This window comes from Vallitalea sediminicola (assembly GCF_054408565.1).
Map to the genome: position 1 here is coordinate 18,722 of NZ_BTPT01000030.1, position 15,917 is coordinate 34,638.

A 15,917-nucleotide genomic window follows, 5' to 3' on the forward strand; every position below is an offset into this window, starting at 1 on the left:
CTTAGCAAAAAATGTTAAATCAAAAGCCAGTTCTTTTTAAGCTAATTTAAAATACTCTTTTATAAATTACCATGAATCTTTTGGTTTTTAATTGGGTTAAATATAATATCTCCATAATAATAAACTCTACAATTTAAATCTTTTATATAAACATACATTCTTCCCCCATTATTTAATAAAGTAATTATAAACACTATTGCTTAGTAGTTTTATAGATTCTAAAAGAACATATTAAATCTTAATAAATTTTGGTCAAATACTTAATTATGTTGCTTTTTCCTTTTAAATTCTCACTATAGACATTATAGTCACCTACTATAAAGTTACAAATAACTAATATAATATATTTAATTATACTCTTTAATACAAAACACTTCAAATTAATTCTATTATATTTATATTCAATTACATATTTTAATATTTGAATGTTAAACTTTCTTTAAGAATAACATCTAATTTAACACAAATCTTAACTCTTAAAATAATTCTTATTATTTACAAACCATTCAACAACTCACCTTGCTTTTAATACTCCTCTAAAACCTACCGATCTTAAATCATTTTAGTTTAACTTTACTGGTTTTTACTTTCTAGTTTTTACCTATATAATATCAAATTATCACCACTAAAAAAGCAAAGCTTTATTAAGAAAATAAAGTCTTGCTTCTAAAATTACATCTTTTCTATTCCTTATAATTAATATTCAATACTATCCCATCCAATTCATCTAAAATAACAGCTTCACTTATTTTCTCTTTTGTCATCAACGCACTACAACTATTAAAAACTACAGGCAACTCACCCTTTGTCCAACCAAGTTCTAAGTCGAACCACTTCTTATATATATCAGACACCATAAAACCTAATGCTTCAAGAGAATACCTTAGTGTCTCTGGATAAACACAGGGTTTCCCTTGTTGTTTAAAACAAGTACTACATCTTGTACATGAGCCTGGTGGTAGTCCAATTGTATTATCTATATCTTTTTCAATCTGAATTAATTTATCTGTCATCTGATTTTTTATATTATTGAATGCATACATAGAAATAACACTACTAATATCAATAACTTCATCAGGTTTGATTTTTATATAATTGTTAAATACATCTGACCTAAAGTCGCCTATGTCAAACCTATCTATTTGTGCTTTAATAGGTTGTGTATCTATTTCAGTCATAATAATTGTGGCGTAATTATACGGTTCTAAATACCTTATTGTATTAAATTCAAATTCAGGACAGCTATAGTTCTTACCATAATTACTACATCTCTTACAATACCCCAAGACTTCCTCTCTTTTATATGCTTCAAATAATGTTTCTTTTGTCAATTGCTTTAATCTTACTTTTACAGTCAATTTCATCTTCATACCTCATTCATATAAGTATATTATACTTTTCTAAAACAATTACCTTTAACTTTAACTTAAATTATACTATATACTAAGAGAATTTTTTATTAATCATCTAAATCATATCTCCTTATTAATGTTTTACACTTTGGTACATTTTACAACTTTGAACTCAATAGCTAAAATATCATTTGTAAATAATATAACGGTGCTTATACTTTTTTCAGGTTTTATTATAATAATATTATTATTTCGAGTTATAAACTTAGCATCTTCATATATAATACCATTCTTCATTTTTACGCAAACACATTCTTTATAAGGGTATAATACCTGAAAAGTTTTTATTAAAGTAGATAATATTAATATTCTATAAAATATGTAAAAAGTAAAGTAATAGATAATAACTATTAACCTTACAGAATTCAAACTACCTACAATGCTTTCATCAATTTGTATATTTCTTATAAAGAGCTCAATAATAGTACATATATCTAGACCGTATTGTCTATATTCTAGAATAAATCTTAAAAGCATATTATCTAATATCACTACTGAGAAGATAGTTAATACTAAAAATAATATACTAATTAAAATAATATATCTTTTACTGATATTTTTTATAGTATTAAAAAATTTATACTGTTTATTATGTAACTCATTTGAAACTCTATATACTGTCAGAAATAATGTTATCATCAATAATATTATAATTATTATTATTGCAAAAGCAGATGAATTTAAGATACATAAATGACTATATTTTATAATAGAAACATAGAAAAAAATTAATAACATTATTGTAATTTCAAATATGCCTTTATGGAGTATTCTTAGATAATATGGTCCAATTTTTCTTTCTGTTTCAGGAATTAATAATATTTTACCTAATCCAATAGAAGAAATTACAAATGTTAATATCAAATGTATATTATTTAACAATATACTCACCATAATCACCCCTTCCATAATAAGTTAGTGTAATGTTAAAAATAATTGATTCAATGTATTTAACTTAATTGTAGGTTTCAACATTGATTAACCCCAAACCTTCGCATTCAAGTAATCTATTCAATATTTCTCTAAACTGTCTCACTGTAATAACAGAAACTTTACTCAACATTTTAAATGTTGGTAATTGTTTTAAATCCTGTATAGTCTTATTATATTTAAGCATATTCATTAAATTATTAATATTTGATTCTGGCACTACAATTACTGGTATTTTTGAAAGGTTTATTGCATTAAAAAAATCTCCCATCAAATGTTTAGTATTTTTTTGGTTTTCTATTTCGATTCCAAATAAATGTAGTGGTCTTTTATTTGGGTAATTCCAATTTGATATTCCAATATCACATCTTGGTAACCTGAATTCATTCATATTCTTATTTGATACATCTCTAATAAGCTTTTCCAAGTTTCTAATAAAATCTAGGTTATGTACAAAATCGAATAATTTTACATCATCTGTAAGACTGTATACCCCTATACTTTCACTTTTAGAATTATTCTTTTTAATTATTGGTGAAAATGATAAATCTATTCTTGGTGAATATATACTATCTAAATTCCCACTTTGTATAAAATTATCGTTTGTATAATAAGTACATGGTTCACTCAAAGCGGAGATAATAACTTCGCAAATATCATAATCAGCAAATCTCTTAGCCTTTGTTTTATAATTTGTACAAATTAATTTTAATTGTTTTTCATATTCTTTTTTTAATCTATCTTCACTATTATTAAAATCTATTTCTGTGAGTTTCTTAATAAAATATGATTTCATTTTATCAACCACATCTTTTTGAAATTTTTGAGTATCGTTCATAGCTCTTTCCCTTTCAGGCTAAAATTAGTATTTAATATTATTAAATTTGGTTATCAAATAAATATATAATTAATATAGTTGATATTATTATACTATTTAATACAAAATACTTCAATTTAATTATATTATAATAATATTAAATAACATAGTACTACATTATAATATTTAAATCACCTTAAAATACTTTAATACCTTAACACAATCCTTAACCCCTTGAACATAAATCTTGTTATTATACTCTCCGTTTATACACTGCACTTGTTCCATATAATCCTCTATAACCTTTCTATCTCTACTATCCAAATGAATTAACACATCTTGCATTTTTTTACTGTGAACACATAATTTTTTCTCCATTTCTCTAAACTCTTCATCATTATTTAATATACCTTCATATGCATACCCAATTAAATCTTCTATTATTTTATTAATAATTTTATCGTATTCTACTTTCATTAAAAACACCTCCAAAATTATTTTAGGCTTATTAAGCCTATTTGTCAATACTACTAATATGCCTAAGATATAATTCAACCAAGAGGTGATTGAAATGGTATTTGAACGTATAAGAAATATTAGAGAAGATAATGATTTAACTCAATCTCAAATAGCAGAATTTCTAAACATTAACCAAAGAACTTATTCAAGATATGAACGAGGCGAAATTTCCATAACAGTAGAGACCTTATATAAATTAGCAGATTATTATGGAACTAGCCTTGACTATTTAGCTGGTAGAACTGATATAAAAACACCTTATTCATCTAAGAAAATAAAATAATGCTAATTAATTTTAAAAGATTCTTACCAATATAGAAACAATCTTTTATGTTGAATTGATTAAATAATTATGCTAATATAATTAGGTATGTAATACACTAAATTTCATTCACAGTGAATTCAGGAGATAATTTATGAAAAAAGCACTAGTTATAATCTTTGCAATTGTAATAATAGTAATATCTTTTCTAATAGCTAATAATATCTCAAATGATAAGAATGAAAGTAATTATGATGATAATTCAAAAATATCATCACAGACTGATACCAAAATTACCGATAAAGAAATAGTTAACCCCTATTTTTTTACCAACAATATTTCTGAACAAAACTATAAAGGGAAATTTTTATTTGATGATATTATTGAACAAGATGTAACCTTGAATATTAATGAATTAGCTAATCTTAAATACGGAAAATTATATGAGTTAAAACCAGACCCTATAGAAGGCATTAATGATGAACGCTTGAACTTAGGTTATTTTTATGTTCAAGAAGATAAGATATATAAAATAGAACCAACTGAACAAAACCTTGATATGTTAAAGACAAATGAAGAATTACCAGAAGATAGTGTAATCGTTTGTCAAGATACCCAAATTGAAGATTCATTAGATGATAACGAACAAGGATTTCATCATTACCTAAATGTAAATAATGACGAAAGAGAATATCATTCATATAATAATCAAGTCTCTACAGGATATTACGAATCATTCACATGGAAAAAAGATATAGGACTCACTAACTACCGTAGTGGATATGGTGCTGAAAATGATTCCATCGAACTACAATTAGTTGAATAAATACTTGCTTAAATATAATTTAACGGTCACCTATTAGATGACCGTATTTTTAATGATGCTAGAATATCAACTTTGTTCATTACACGTTCAATATACCACTAACCATACTATCTACTCTTCTTAAATCATCTTCATTCGGTCTACCTGTAATGTCCCCCATACGTCCTCTAGTGTTAAACTGTGTGTAAAAGCTGTCATTACTATTGAACTGTCCTTCAAAAAACCATTCCGTAACAACTTTAGATCCTAAATGGTCAAGAAATGAGATTACACAAAAATATTTACACTCTTAAGGTTCCATCTAATATACTCTTATTATTTTTCAATCATAAGATTTGCAATTAACTCACTTTCAGTCTTGAAATAAGTTGCCTTCCAAATAAAAAAGAATTTCTTTTCAAATGTAACTGTATACTCATAATATATTTCATCTTTACTATTCTCTAAGGCTTCATCATTATTGCTAGATAATGTTAATTTTCCACTTACTAAAATATTAAATTCATTTTTTTTGTGATTAATAATTGTAGATTTGCTACTACTAGGTAATATTATGATATTATCATTTTTTTTATTCTTTTTTATTATTGTATTTTTTATATCTTCACTATATATATAATTATTATTATCCAAAACTATTTTACATTTTTTATCAAAATAATTATCTAAGTTTTTTATTGAATAATTGTTATTATAATAGAAACTTATTCTAGGAACAAACTCACTAGCCTTTGATAAAACCATTTTATCAACGCTAAATCCAGGCTCAAATTGTAATTGATTATAAAATAAATATACATCTGATTTGTATCTATTCCAAAACATAATAATTGATATAATTACTACCACTAACAAAGATATTAATATTTTTTTTCGCATTACATATACTCCTCATATATATATATTATTTTAACATATTATATATTACTCTCATTATACAAAATCATCATTAATTTTATTTATATTCTTTTAATGGGAATTCATGTGTTCCATTTATATATGTTTGTGAATTGATATTACTCATACCAGGTACAAACGCTCTTGCTATCTTCTTTAAGGTATCCTCATCATCAAAATACCTTGCCGTATCAATTCTAATTGTACCTACTTTTCTAGTTTTAGCTACATGCTCAGGTATATATGCTGATATAACATAAAATCCATCAACTTTTCTTTTTTCAGTTCTTGCTGCAATATACCAAGTATTTCCATCCCAATACACTGCTGTCTTTATTGTGACTTTATACGAATATTGTTCTTTAAACCCAACGCTGTCTGCAGTTGTAGCTTGTTCTATTTGTATCACACTCTTTATAAGTGAAATCACTGAAATTACTACTCCAATTTTAGGAACAAAACCTAGAAATCCCATAAATGTATCGGTATAATCTTTAGGTTTTCCACTTGATACTGCTCCAATATTAAAATTTTCACCTGTATCTTTATTATGTACGTATACATATTTTTCTCTAATTGCAACTTCTCCTATATAATTTCCATCATCTGCTAATCTAGTTAATTTTGTATCTCTTTCAGTTGTTACATAATATTTTTTAAGCGCATTATCAAGTCCAATTACATCATCTTTATATTTATTCCGTATTATATTATATTCATCCATACTCAGCACTTTATTTTGAGCAATTGCTAAATTCCTCAATTCAATATCATTAATACTACTATTTTCTGCAGCAAATGAAGTATTCATGCTGCTCAATGCAATTAAAATACAAATAATTAAACATAAATATTTTTTCATTCAAAATTCCTCCCTTTTTCTTATCTTGTATTAAAAATTCCAACAGTATAATAAGTATCATTTTATGTTTTTGTACTATATATGTTTTGCAATAAAAACATCTATGCTAATTATAATTATTATTATATACATTGTCAATTATATTTTTTATTTTTTGCTCTTTTTTAAATTTCTTCTTGTTTTATCACCTAATTTTTATTTATATTCAGGAGCCAAAGGAGATTATAATAGATTAGAAAATCTTATTGAAGGATCATAAATTAAAATATATTATAACACTGCTTAATTATATTGATTGTATCTGTAGATACGATAAAATATATATGAATTACTTATATCTCTAAATCATAAGCTATGTGCCTAAATATGCTGTCATAATAACAATAGAATTAATTAACTACTTATGATAATATAATGGAGTGATGCAACTCATAAAAATACATATACATGAAGCAGATTTAATTAATGGTTCATATGGATTAAATGAAAGGAATAAGAATTGAAAAAAAACACAAAGAATAAAGTATATTCCTTAAAACTAGGAAAAGAAGCATTTAAAAATTCAATATGCTGTTTAGGTGAACAATTTAATATGATACTTAATAATATCATTGATGATACTAAAGATATGTGCTGGTATTGTTCCGACATAGAATATGCAGGTTTAAAATCTATTGAAGAATTATTTCCTTACACAATACAAAATAATTTGTGCTATATAGAAAACACATCAAGTTTAATTAAAAAATTACAATATGTTGACCAATTTAGTTCAGGAGTGTTCATCGCTTTTACAAAAGAAATAAAGGTAAGTTGGGATAATAATTTAATACCTAACACAGAAGAACCTGAGGGCATACAACACGAATTGGGTAAAATTGAAATCAGAGCTTTTGACTATAGCTATTTTGAAATATATTGTACTAATAAATCAATTCTAGATAAGCTAAAATTGTCTATTAGCAAAAGTTAAATACTGCTCTAATATCAAACGGAGATAATTATGGATATGATGAAGGTTTCAGATTCATATCAGAAATTGATAATTTAGAATTATTTAATAATAAATTACGTTTACAAATGAATGAAATAATTAATAACTATTACAAAGGATTTGAAGGTGAACCAGAAATTAAATTTATTTGGGTAAAACCTGATAATGAAAACTTAATCTTAAAAATCTGGATAGGATATTTTGATACAATTATGAATGCAGTAGAACCAATAAACAATGTATGGTCAGGATTATCCTACTATTACCACTTAGATAAAGGTTGGTATGATGAAAGCCCATGGGAAATACCTAATCTTAAACCAGTAATTGATGAATTATTAAGTGTTGATACAACAGCTTTTAATTCAGTTACAAAAAACGTTTTTAATGAACTTCTACCTCTTTTAGTAAATGCCAAAGAAAAAAACGATAAAATATTGATATGTTACGATTAACACTTGAATTTGATACATTATGATATAGATAAAAAACGTGTCATTACAGCATTTCACTGTTAGACACGTTTTTTATTTCATCTTATTTCACATGAATAGACATAAGTAAAGTTACTTTCACTTTCTCAATACTAGAATTCATAACAACACCTATACAGGTTATTCATAATACAAATATAATTTTAATCAGTAATCTCTACTGTTATCACTCAAATACTATTTCTCCATCGCTATCTAACCCTTTAATACGAGGTACATAACTTATCCCTTCATCCAAGAACAGATACCATATCCTTCCTAACTCAGTTTCAACAATAGTACCATTCTTAGCTTCTTCACCTTTTAAAGTAACTTTTACTTCTGATATTTCATCATTCGCAACAATACCATGTACTACTTGAAAAAGGTCAGGACTTCCTTTTTCATTAGATTTACCAATGTTGGAACATCCACAAGTCAAATCCTTATTTACATCAAAACTGTCCCTTCCACCACCATCAATCCATTTATACTTGTTAAATGATTTTCCGACTAGACCAATACTATTGCTATAAGGATACTCTTCAACTTCATAAAAAACCACAATCCCCTTGTCAGTTTCAACCTGATGCAATATCTGCCTAACATTTATATTAGTCTTCTCCATCGCATCCTCTATAGTATTCTTATTCTGAGTCTCAAAAAAAATCAAAAGCAATATTAATACTCCAACTACCAAAATTTCCTTTTTCATACTACCTAACCCCTATCATAACATTTTCTAGATTTAATTTATTTCAACATATCAATTATAACACAAATACCTCATATTAATTTTAATATATTATTAAATCCAATAAATATATCTAAAAAATGACATAAAAGCAACAAAAAAGATTTCTTATTCAACCTGCCCAGTCAAAACAAGAAATCTCTATTATAATATCTCAAGCAATATCCTTCACTCTAATCTCTAAGTCCCTTTTTTTACACTTATTAACCCTTTACTGATCCAGAAACAAGCCCTGAAATAATCTGTTTCTGCATAAGCATATATATGATAATACTTGGAATTGTAACTAACACTGTTGCCGCGAACATAGCACCATAATCACTGGCAAATGAACTTTTGAAATAATATAGTGCTATAGGAACTGTTCTATTCATCTTGTCCCCTGTCAAAGTAAGTCCGAACTGAAATTCATTCCAACAGAATAGAAATTGTAATACACCTGCTGTTGCAAATGCAGGACGTGTAAGTGGTAATATAATCTGTACAAACGTTCTAAAGAATCCTGCTCCATCAATATAAGCCGCTTCTTCCAACGTATAAGGTATGGTCTGAATATAACTCATCATTATATAAAATGTTGTTGGCATACCAAGTGCCGCATATACGATAATAAGTCCTGCCAGAGTATCATACATATGTGTTGCCGAAAGTGTATTATAAAGTGGTTGCAATAGTGCCGCCCCTGGAATTACAAGTGCAAGTGAAAACGCAATGATGATCGTCTTCTTCAACTTGAACTTGCATCTAACTATTACATAAGCCGCCATCGAAAATATGATAAGATTAATTCCTGTAGCTATGATTGACACAACCACACTGTTTTTATAAAAAATGAGTAATGGTGCAATATTGAATGCAGCCACATAGTTGTCAAAATGTAATCCGCTAGGAAATCCTGATACTGATGACATAATCTCTGCATTACCTCTAAAAGAAGATGCAAACACCCAGATAAAAGGAACTACGGATATTATGACAATAAATGAAATAAATATGAATGTTAATGTTTTTTTGATTGGTGTAATTGCTTTCACTATTTTGTTCCTCCTTAATGTTCTTTATCCATTCTATAAATCTTACGAACAGAAATAAGTGTAATAAGGCCTAATATTATTAAAATTACACCTTGTGCGTTTGCAAGTCCATAGTTATTATCTACAAGAGCTGTGTTATAGAGATACATTGGCATATTCATGGTTCTAGCACCAGGTCCACCGCCTGTAGTCATAATGATGATATCAAGTTTTTGTAACATACTGGTTGCCGCTAATATAGTAGCTGTACCAATGATATTTCTCATCATAGGAAGTACAATATATAGATCCTGTTGAAAAGATGATGCACCGTCTATTGATGCCGCTTCATATATTTCCTTGGATATTGATGCCATCTCTGCCATAACCAGAATAGTAACCAATCCTGCATATGGTAACCAAGTCATAGTTACTGAGAAGAATGCTGTATCAGGATTCATAAACCAGTTGTGAACAAACTGCTCTCCTAGAATCTTACTAATAACATTGTTCACCATTCCGAATTGAGGATTCATTACACATAAGAACAATAAACCAAGTGCCGCACTTGAAATGATATTTGGTATAAAAAATACTGTTCTCACAAGTGAGGTATACCATTTTGATTTTGCTAATAAAAGCGCTAAACCAACACCAATAAGTATATGTATCGTTGATTGTAATGCAATCCATTTAATTGTATTGAAAATGCTTGTTATAAAATCTTTATCTTTAGTAAATAGGTATATATAATTCTTAATTCCTGAAAATGATATACTTGAACCGATTGACCAGTTAGTAAATGATGTGCCTACCAACAAAACTATTGAGATAAGAAACACAAATATGAAAAGTATAATACCAGGAGTTAAAAATAAAATTATCCATTTTCTATTTTTAGTCATATTGTCCTCCACTGCTATTTGTTTTTTTAAAAACCTCATCTTACATAATAGTAAGACAAGGTTTTAATTGTATTAACTTATATATTTATTGTTCTTTATGCTTGTTAGCAGCTTGTGTAAGTTTTGAAGCCATTTCCTCTGGAGTAATACCACCGTATACTAACTCTGGGTAGTTTAATGAGAATTCTTCAATTACACTTGAATAAGCTGTGTTATCCATATTTTCAAATCCGTATTTTGCTTCATCAGCAATATTGATTAAGTCAACAACAAGTGGATTAGCCGCTTTGTACTCGTCTGATATTTCTACATTTGCTGTTAATGGTAAAGCACCTGATTTTTCTAAGAATATTTTTTGTGCTTCTTTTCCTGTCTTGAATTTTAGGAACTCAAGAGCAGCATCTTGTTCTTCTTTTGATTTGTTTTGAGTACATAATACATATCCGATTTCGTATTGTGCAACTACACCATCATTAGGATATAGTGAAACTCCAACTCTATCTACTAATCCTTCTTTTGCTTTTGATGTATCCGTGAAATCTGGAACCATCCAAGGACCATTAGCAATGATAGCTGTATTTTCTTGTAAGAAGTTATTGGCAGCATTAGCGTAGATAGCTCCTATTGCATCAGGAGTTGTATAATCTTTTAAACACTTTTGAACCATTGTAAGAGCATTGACTACTAATTCATTATCATAGCTATCAGGATAATTGGTATTCATGAATTCGTTACCTTCTTCACCATTAGTACCTATCATAGCTGCAAGCCATAGATTAGTTGTCCATGCATTTTCTCCAGTCATCATAGCTAGTGGTGTGAATCCAGCTTCTTTTAATTTTTCGTTGTTTGACATGAATTCTTCCCATGTCTTAGCTGGTGTGATACCAGTTGTTTCAAACATGTCTTTGTTATAGAAATAACCTACTATTTGCTTTTGGTTAGCTATTGAATATAATTTACCATCTTCTGTTTTACTATAGTTGATAGCACCTTCACCTACATATTTGTTCCATTCTTCATCAGCTTCAACTAGAGGCATAACGTCTACTGCTTGACCATTTTTAATTGCAAGTTCTCTAAGTCCATTTTTACCATTAATAACATCTGGTAATGCTCCAGCAGCAGCAAGAGCTTTCATTTTATTTACATAAGCATCATCACTTGGTAATTCTTCAACTTTAACTTTTATCTTACCTTCATACTTTTTATTGAATGCATCTAGAACTTCTTTTTCAGCAGCCGCTGATACATGTGAACCTACCATAAATGTTGCATATGAAATTTCAACTGTTTTATCTTTTGATGCACTTTCATCTGATTTTTCAGTTTTGCTACCACATGCAGCTAAAGTGAACACCATCGTAAGAGTTACCATCAAAGCCATTACTTTTTTTAACATAGATTTCATAAAAAAATATCCTCCCTTAATTGTTAACTAGTTATTTTTTTTTCGTAATCTTAGTATATATGTAAATCTTCATTAGCAAAATGGTCTACTTTTCCTTTTGATTGTTTAATTTTGACCAAAAAAGCAAAGTATTATTCTAGATTTTATAGTCTTGTATTATTTTTACCTAATATCTCCTTAAAAGGTAAAAAAAATACTTGCTTTAATATTATTATCAGAATTTCTAATGATTATAATAGGTTATTAAAGCAAGTTATTTGTTACATATTACTATTTCTATATTCTGTTGGATTTTGATCATTATATTTCACGAAGACATGTGAAAAATATGCAGGGTCACTGAATCCAACTTCCATACCTATCTCATATATCTTTAACTCACTGTTTTTCAGTAATGATTTCGCCTTCGTTATTCGATACATATTGATTGCATCTGTTACTGTTATACCTGTTAGTTTCTTATAAGCTCGGCTTAGATAACTACTGTTGAGAAATAGTGCGTTACTGATATCTTGTAGTGAAATGTTATTTCTATAATTATTCTTAATAAAATTATCTACATTGGTTACTAGTTGATTTCTGATATCTTTTTTATCTCTGCATACATTTATTGCTATCTCAACAATATCTTTGCATATGGCTATAAGACTAAACATGGTCTTGGCATCATTAATGCTTTTATATAATTTTTTCTCTATTTGGTTAAGGTCTTGACTTATATCGTATTTAACAACATTTCGGATTATTGAACTACAGATAATAAGAATGTCCATTTTACATTGTTCAAAGCTTTTATTGGTTTTGACTAATTCCTCACCCAAGTCTTTTATTTTAACTTCTGCATTTTCTTTATCACCTTTTAACGCTATATCACATATTTCCTTTGTATAATGTTCTATATTTATATTGAGGGTATTTTCATCTATCGTCTGTCCATTATCATAGATGTATAATGTATTACCCTTTGCTGTAATTCTAGATAAAGCTTCATTTGCTTTTTTGTAAGCAGAACTTATTTCATCAGTTTCATCAATAATCTGACTTACTCCTAACTTGATATCCAGACGCATAAATTCTTCTACCATAAGAAGAATCTCGTTAAAATGTTGTACTATCTTATTTAATGTAACCTGTTTATTCTTATTAATCAGTATTACAATCATAATGTGATTATCTTTTATTGGTACTACTTCTGAATCATAATCTTTCATAGTAATGTTCAAGAAGTTTTTTATCATCTTTATGGAAGCTTCATTATTCTTCTCACCATCGTAATAATTAATCTCACAAGCATTGATACAATAATTATATTTCAATAGATTATATTTTTCTATGTCATCTATACTTACTTTTTGTGAAAGAGCTAATCTTACTAGTAGATGTAAACGGTATTCATTATAATCATTTTGGGATAATTGTATTTTTTTACTTTCTTTTCTTTTTTCATTAATAATCAGCTTGGCTTTATCTATTGCACTTGGTAATTCTTCTATGAATTCATTTTTTATAACAAAGTCAATTACATTGTATTTGATGGCTTTCTGGGCAAATGTAAAATCTGAATAGGCGGTTAAAATAATCATTTCTACGTTATATTTATTTTCTTTGATTTTTTTACATAATTCTAATCCGTCAATAACAGGCATTTTTATATCTGTTACAACAATGTCAACTTCTTTTTCTGCTATATAATCAAGAGCTTCTTTACCGTTTCTACAATCTGATACAACTTCACAATCTAATCCATCCCAATCAATGAGGTGTTTTATACCATTTCTAATATTACGTTCATCATCAACAAGCATTATTTTATACATTTTCTGCTCTCCCTTTATTCTTTGGAATTATTATTTCTATAGTGGTTCCTACATTTTTTTGACTCTGTATATTCAGTCCATACTGTGAACCATAAATAAGCTTTAATCTCTGATCTGTATTTTTTAATCCCATCTTTTCACGTTGTACTTTTCTATCTGTTATATCGCTATTTTCAGTTTTCATTATCTCCTGAACGTCGAACCCAATACCATTATCCACTACTTTAATATATATCTTATCATCATCGTTACTTATCTTTACTGAAACTACAGCTTGGTTGTCGCTTTCTTCAACACCGTGAACAATTGCATTTTCAACTATAGGTTCGATTACAAGCCTAGGTATTTCACAATTCTTTATATCTTCATCATCTATTTCAATAGTATAGCTCAACCTATCTTCATATCTCATTTTTTGCAGGGACAAATAGTATTCTACATATTTCAGTTCTTCTTGTATAGTGATAATGGAACGTTTATCTCCGTATATTCCTGCTCTTAGTAGAGCCGATAATGATGATATCATCTGATATATGGTTTCATCTTTGCACATCTTTGCTTTGATCTGGATGGTAAGTAATATATTAAATAAAAAATGTGGATTCATCTGGTACTGCAAAAATTTTATTTCCATTTCGTTAAGTAATATTTTTGACTCATATGTTGTTTTTAAAAGTGTTTGAATCTCTGACGTCATGGAATTAAATGTTGTCACAAGGGTATCTAATGTTACATCCTCATATTTGACCATTCTATAATCATAGTTTTTTTCTCTTACCTTATTCATTGCAGTTGTAAAGTCTTTTATAAATACCGTAGTTCTCATAGATAAGATAATGACAAATGTAATGAATACGATTGATAATATTATTGATATGAGTATAAAAGAGTTCATACCGGTAACTGTTTCTTTGATCAAATTTGATTTTGGTAACATATATATTAGTTTGAATTCATTCTCTTTTATTTCTCTAGAGACTGTTACATATTTTTTACTATCATAATTAATTTCATTTATTCTGTTGATATCAATGTTGCTAGTTATATCTTCTGATAATTTTCCACCTAATAATGAGTTATCATTAGAAGAATATATGGTTCCTTCTTCATCTACTATAAAAATTAGTGATCCATCATAACTTAGGAGACTGCTATATTTATCATTTATAAACTGTTCGTCTATGGCAGCTATAATTATAAGGCTGTCATCATTTGTAAAGTCCGATTTCAATTTCCTAGTATAATATATGGTGTCATTATTTGGGGACGGTGGTATATAACTTATATATTTTTCTGTATCAGTTACGATACGTTCATTTATCCTTTTGGAATCATCTACTATTTTCTTGGTACTTACCTGTTTCGTATAAGTATATCCAAGGAGATCTCTATTTTCATATACAGTAACATACGTTAAGGAATTTAGTTCCCATACGTTGTTGTATGTTAATATATTCTGGAATTGTTTATTGAGATTCTGTACATTAAGATAGTACTTTTCATTATCTTTGTTGAAGTAATTATCATCTTTTATCCATTCTTGTACAGCATCACTTGCAGATAGGGCAATTGATGTATTGGTAATTATGCTAAAGGATTGATTTAGGTTTTCATTATTGGCATCAATCATTAGATTCATGTTTTTATATGTGTTCTTCATTATATTGTTGTACATATTATAAGTAGCATATGTACCGAACACTAATATTGTTATTAGCATTATTGCAATAAACATGGTAACTATACGCCCTCTAACAGAAAGCCTCTTGGCTGGTATTTTTTTCATGATTCACGCACCTTATATAACATTCTAAGCTTTGGATTGATATAAATCTATTCTAAAGGTAAATTATTTTGTTTAAGTTAGCTTCATAATAGATAAAATTATAACATTGATTTTATATTATTAAAAGGATATTATTTATAACAATAAAGCATTCCGACCAATTATTAGTCAAAATGCTTTTTACTGTTATTTATTTCATTATAAGAATAGTACTTTACTATCTTTATAGAATCTAAACA

At 27.6% G+C, this 15,917-nt stretch carries 16 protein-coding genes; 4 read left to right on the forward strand and 12 right to left on the reverse strand.

Going from position 1 to position 15,917, the window contains the following annotated elements; translation table 11 throughout:
- Window positions 1-683: 683 nt before the first annotated feature.
- The 4 genes from ACX6CF_RS13835 to ACX6CF_RS13850 all read right to left on the reverse strand — a co-directional run bounded on the left by ACX6CF_RS13835 (window position 684) and on the right by ACX6CF_RS13850 (window position 3,636).
- Entirely contained in the window at window positions 684-1,364 is a 681-nt protein-coding gene (locus ACX6CF_RS13835) for a DUF2284 domain-containing protein (RefSeq protein WP_458785931.1), read from the reverse strand.
- Window positions 1,365-1,493: 129 nt separating this feature from the next.
- Window positions 1,494-2,306 (reverse strand): hypothetical protein, encoded by an 813-nt coding sequence (locus ACX6CF_RS13840; protein WP_458785932.1) that lies wholly within the window; start codon window positions 2,304-2,306, stop codon window positions 1,494-1,496.
- Window positions 2,307-2,367: 61 nt separating this feature from the next.
- Window positions 2,368-3,180 (reverse strand): hypothetical protein, encoded by an 813-nt coding sequence (locus ACX6CF_RS13845; RefSeq protein WP_458785933.1) that lies wholly within the window; start codon window positions 3,178-3,180, stop codon window positions 2,368-2,370.
- A 165-nt stretch (window positions 3,181-3,345) separates the two neighbouring features.
- Complete coding sequence (locus ACX6CF_RS13850) at window positions 3,346-3,636, reverse strand: hypothetical protein (RefSeq protein ID WP_458785934.1); 291 nt, start codon at window positions 3,634-3,636, stop codon at window positions 3,346-3,348.
- Window positions 3,637-3,730: 94 nt separating this feature from the next.
- Here ACX6CF_RS13850 and ACX6CF_RS13855 point away from each other — a divergent pair, with 94 nt between their 5' ends.
- Window positions 3,731-3,961 (forward strand): helix-turn-helix domain-containing protein, encoded by a 231-nt coding sequence (locus tag ACX6CF_RS13855; protein WP_458785935.1) that lies wholly within the window; start codon window positions 3,731-3,733, stop codon window positions 3,959-3,961.
- 133 nt (window positions 3,962-4,094) lie between these two features.
- Window positions 4,095-4,766, forward strand: coding sequence for a hypothetical protein (locus ACX6CF_RS13860; protein WP_458785936.1), 672 nt, complete (start codon window positions 4,095-4,097; stop codon window positions 4,764-4,766).
- A 315-nt stretch (window positions 4,767-5,081) separates the two neighbouring features.
- Here the strand turns inward: ACX6CF_RS13860 and ACX6CF_RS13865 are convergent, their stop codons facing one another.
- Both ACX6CF_RS13865 and ACX6CF_RS13870 read right to left on the reverse strand, forming a co-directional pair.
- Window positions 5,082-5,645, reverse strand: a complete 564-nt coding sequence (locus ACX6CF_RS13865) for a hypothetical protein (protein WP_458785937.1) — start codon at window positions 5,643-5,645, stop codon at window positions 5,082-5,084.
- A gap of 76 nt (window positions 5,646-5,721) precedes the next feature.
- The gene (locus tag ACX6CF_RS13870; RefSeq protein WP_458785938.1) at window positions 5,722-6,525 is read right to left on the reverse strand and encodes a hypothetical protein; all 804 of its coding nucleotides are present in this window, start codon (window positions 6,523-6,525) and stop codon (window positions 5,722-5,724) included.
- Between the two features lie 499 nt (window positions 6,526-7,024).
- Here ACX6CF_RS13870 and ACX6CF_RS13875 point away from each other — a divergent pair, with 499 nt between their 5' ends.
- Window positions 7,025-7,498: a hypothetical protein gene (locus ACX6CF_RS13875; RefSeq protein WP_458785939.1), complete on the forward strand. Its 474-nt coding sequence runs from the start codon at window positions 7,025-7,027 to the stop codon at window positions 7,496-7,498.
- Between the two features lie 107 nt (window positions 7,499-7,605).
- Complete coding sequence (locus ACX6CF_RS13880; RefSeq protein ID WP_458785940.1) at window positions 7,606-7,974, forward strand: hypothetical protein; 369 nt, start codon at window positions 7,606-7,608, stop codon at window positions 7,972-7,974.
- A 205-nt stretch (window positions 7,975-8,179) separates the two neighbouring features.
- Here ACX6CF_RS13880 and ACX6CF_RS13885 read toward each other — a convergent pair whose 3' ends face one another.
- The 6 genes from ACX6CF_RS13885 to ACX6CF_RS13910 form a co-directional block, all read right to left on the reverse strand.
- Window positions 8,180-8,707, reverse strand: coding sequence for a hypothetical protein (locus ACX6CF_RS13885; RefSeq protein WP_458785941.1), 528 nt, complete (start codon window positions 8,705-8,707; stop codon window positions 8,180-8,182).
- Between the two features lie 242 nt (window positions 8,708-8,949).
- Window positions 8,950-9,780, reverse strand: coding sequence for a carbohydrate ABC transporter permease (locus ACX6CF_RS13890; protein WP_458785942.1), 831 nt, complete (start codon window positions 9,778-9,780; stop codon window positions 8,950-8,952).
- Window positions 9,781-9,794: 14 nt separating this feature from the next.
- Window positions 9,795-10,664: a carbohydrate ABC transporter permease gene (locus tag ACX6CF_RS13895; protein ID WP_458785943.1), complete on the reverse strand. Its 870-nt coding sequence runs from the start codon at window positions 10,662-10,664 to the stop codon at window positions 9,795-9,797.
- Between the two features lie 85 nt (window positions 10,665-10,749).
- Complete coding sequence (locus tag ACX6CF_RS13900; protein WP_458785944.1) at window positions 10,750-12,075, reverse strand: ABC transporter substrate-binding protein; 1,326 nt, start codon at window positions 12,073-12,075, stop codon at window positions 10,750-10,752.
- 260 nt (window positions 12,076-12,335) lie between these two features.
- Entirely contained in the window at window positions 12,336-13,892 is a 1,557-nt protein-coding gene (locus ACX6CF_RS13905; protein WP_458785945.1) for a response regulator transcription factor, read from the reverse strand.
- Window positions 13,885-15,678: a sensor histidine kinase gene (locus ACX6CF_RS13910; protein ID WP_458785946.1), complete on the reverse strand. Its 1,794-nt coding sequence runs from the start codon at window positions 15,676-15,678 to the stop codon at window positions 13,885-13,887. The genes ACX6CF_RS13905 and ACX6CF_RS13910 overlap by 8 nt, the downstream gene beginning before the upstream one ends.
- Window positions 15,679-15,917 lie beyond the last annotated feature (239 nt).

Coding starts and splice junctions, on each gene's coding strand:
- ACX6CF_RS13910 (WP_458785946.1), bottom strand. CDS start 15,678: ATGAAAAAAATACCAGCCAAGAGGCTTTCTGTTAGAGGGCGTATAGTT.
- ACX6CF_RS13895 (WP_458785943.1), bottom strand. CDS start 10,664: ATGACTAAAAATAGAAAATGGATAATTTTATTTTTAACTCCTGGTATT.
- ACX6CF_RS13850 (WP_458785934.1), bottom strand. CDS start 3,636: ATGAAAGTAGAATACGATAAAATTATTAATAAAATAATAGAAGATTTA.
- ACX6CF_RS13855 (WP_458785935.1), top strand. CDS start 3,731: ATGGTATTTGAACGTATAAGAAATATTAGAGAAGATAATGATTTAACT.
- ACX6CF_RS13900 (WP_458785944.1), bottom strand. CDS start 12,075: ATGAAATCTATGTTAAAAAAAGTAATGGCTTTGATGGTAACTCTTACG.
- ACX6CF_RS13880 (WP_458785940.1), top strand. CDS start 7,606: ATGAATGAAATAATTAATAACTATTACAAAGGATTTGAAGGTGAACCA.
- ACX6CF_RS13905 (WP_458785945.1), bottom strand. CDS start 13,892: ATGTATAAAATAATGCTTGTTGATGATGAACGTAATATTAGAAATGGT.
- ACX6CF_RS13870 (WP_458785938.1), bottom strand. CDS start 6,525: ATGAAAAAATATTTATGTTTAATTATTTGTATTTTAATTGCATTGAGC.
- ACX6CF_RS13845 (WP_458785933.1), bottom strand. CDS start 3,180: ATGAACGATACTCAAAAATTTCAAAAAGATGTGGTTGATAAAATGAAA.
- ACX6CF_RS13865 (WP_458785937.1), bottom strand. CDS start 5,645: ATGCGAAAAAAAATATTAATATCTTTGTTAGTGGTAGTAATTATATCA.
- ACX6CF_RS13885 (WP_458785941.1), bottom strand. CDS start 8,707: ATGAAAAAGGAAATTTTGGTAGTTGGAGTATTAATATTGCTTTTGATT.
- ACX6CF_RS13840 (WP_458785932.1), bottom strand. CDS start 2,306: ATGGTGAGTATATTGTTAAATAATATACATTTGATATTAACATTTGTA.
- ACX6CF_RS13860 (WP_458785936.1), top strand. CDS start 4,095: ATGAAAAAAGCACTAGTTATAATCTTTGCAATTGTAATAATAGTAATA.
- ACX6CF_RS13835 (WP_458785931.1), bottom strand. CDS start 1,364: ATGAAATTGACTGTAAAAGTAAGATTAAAGCAATTGACAAAAGAAACA.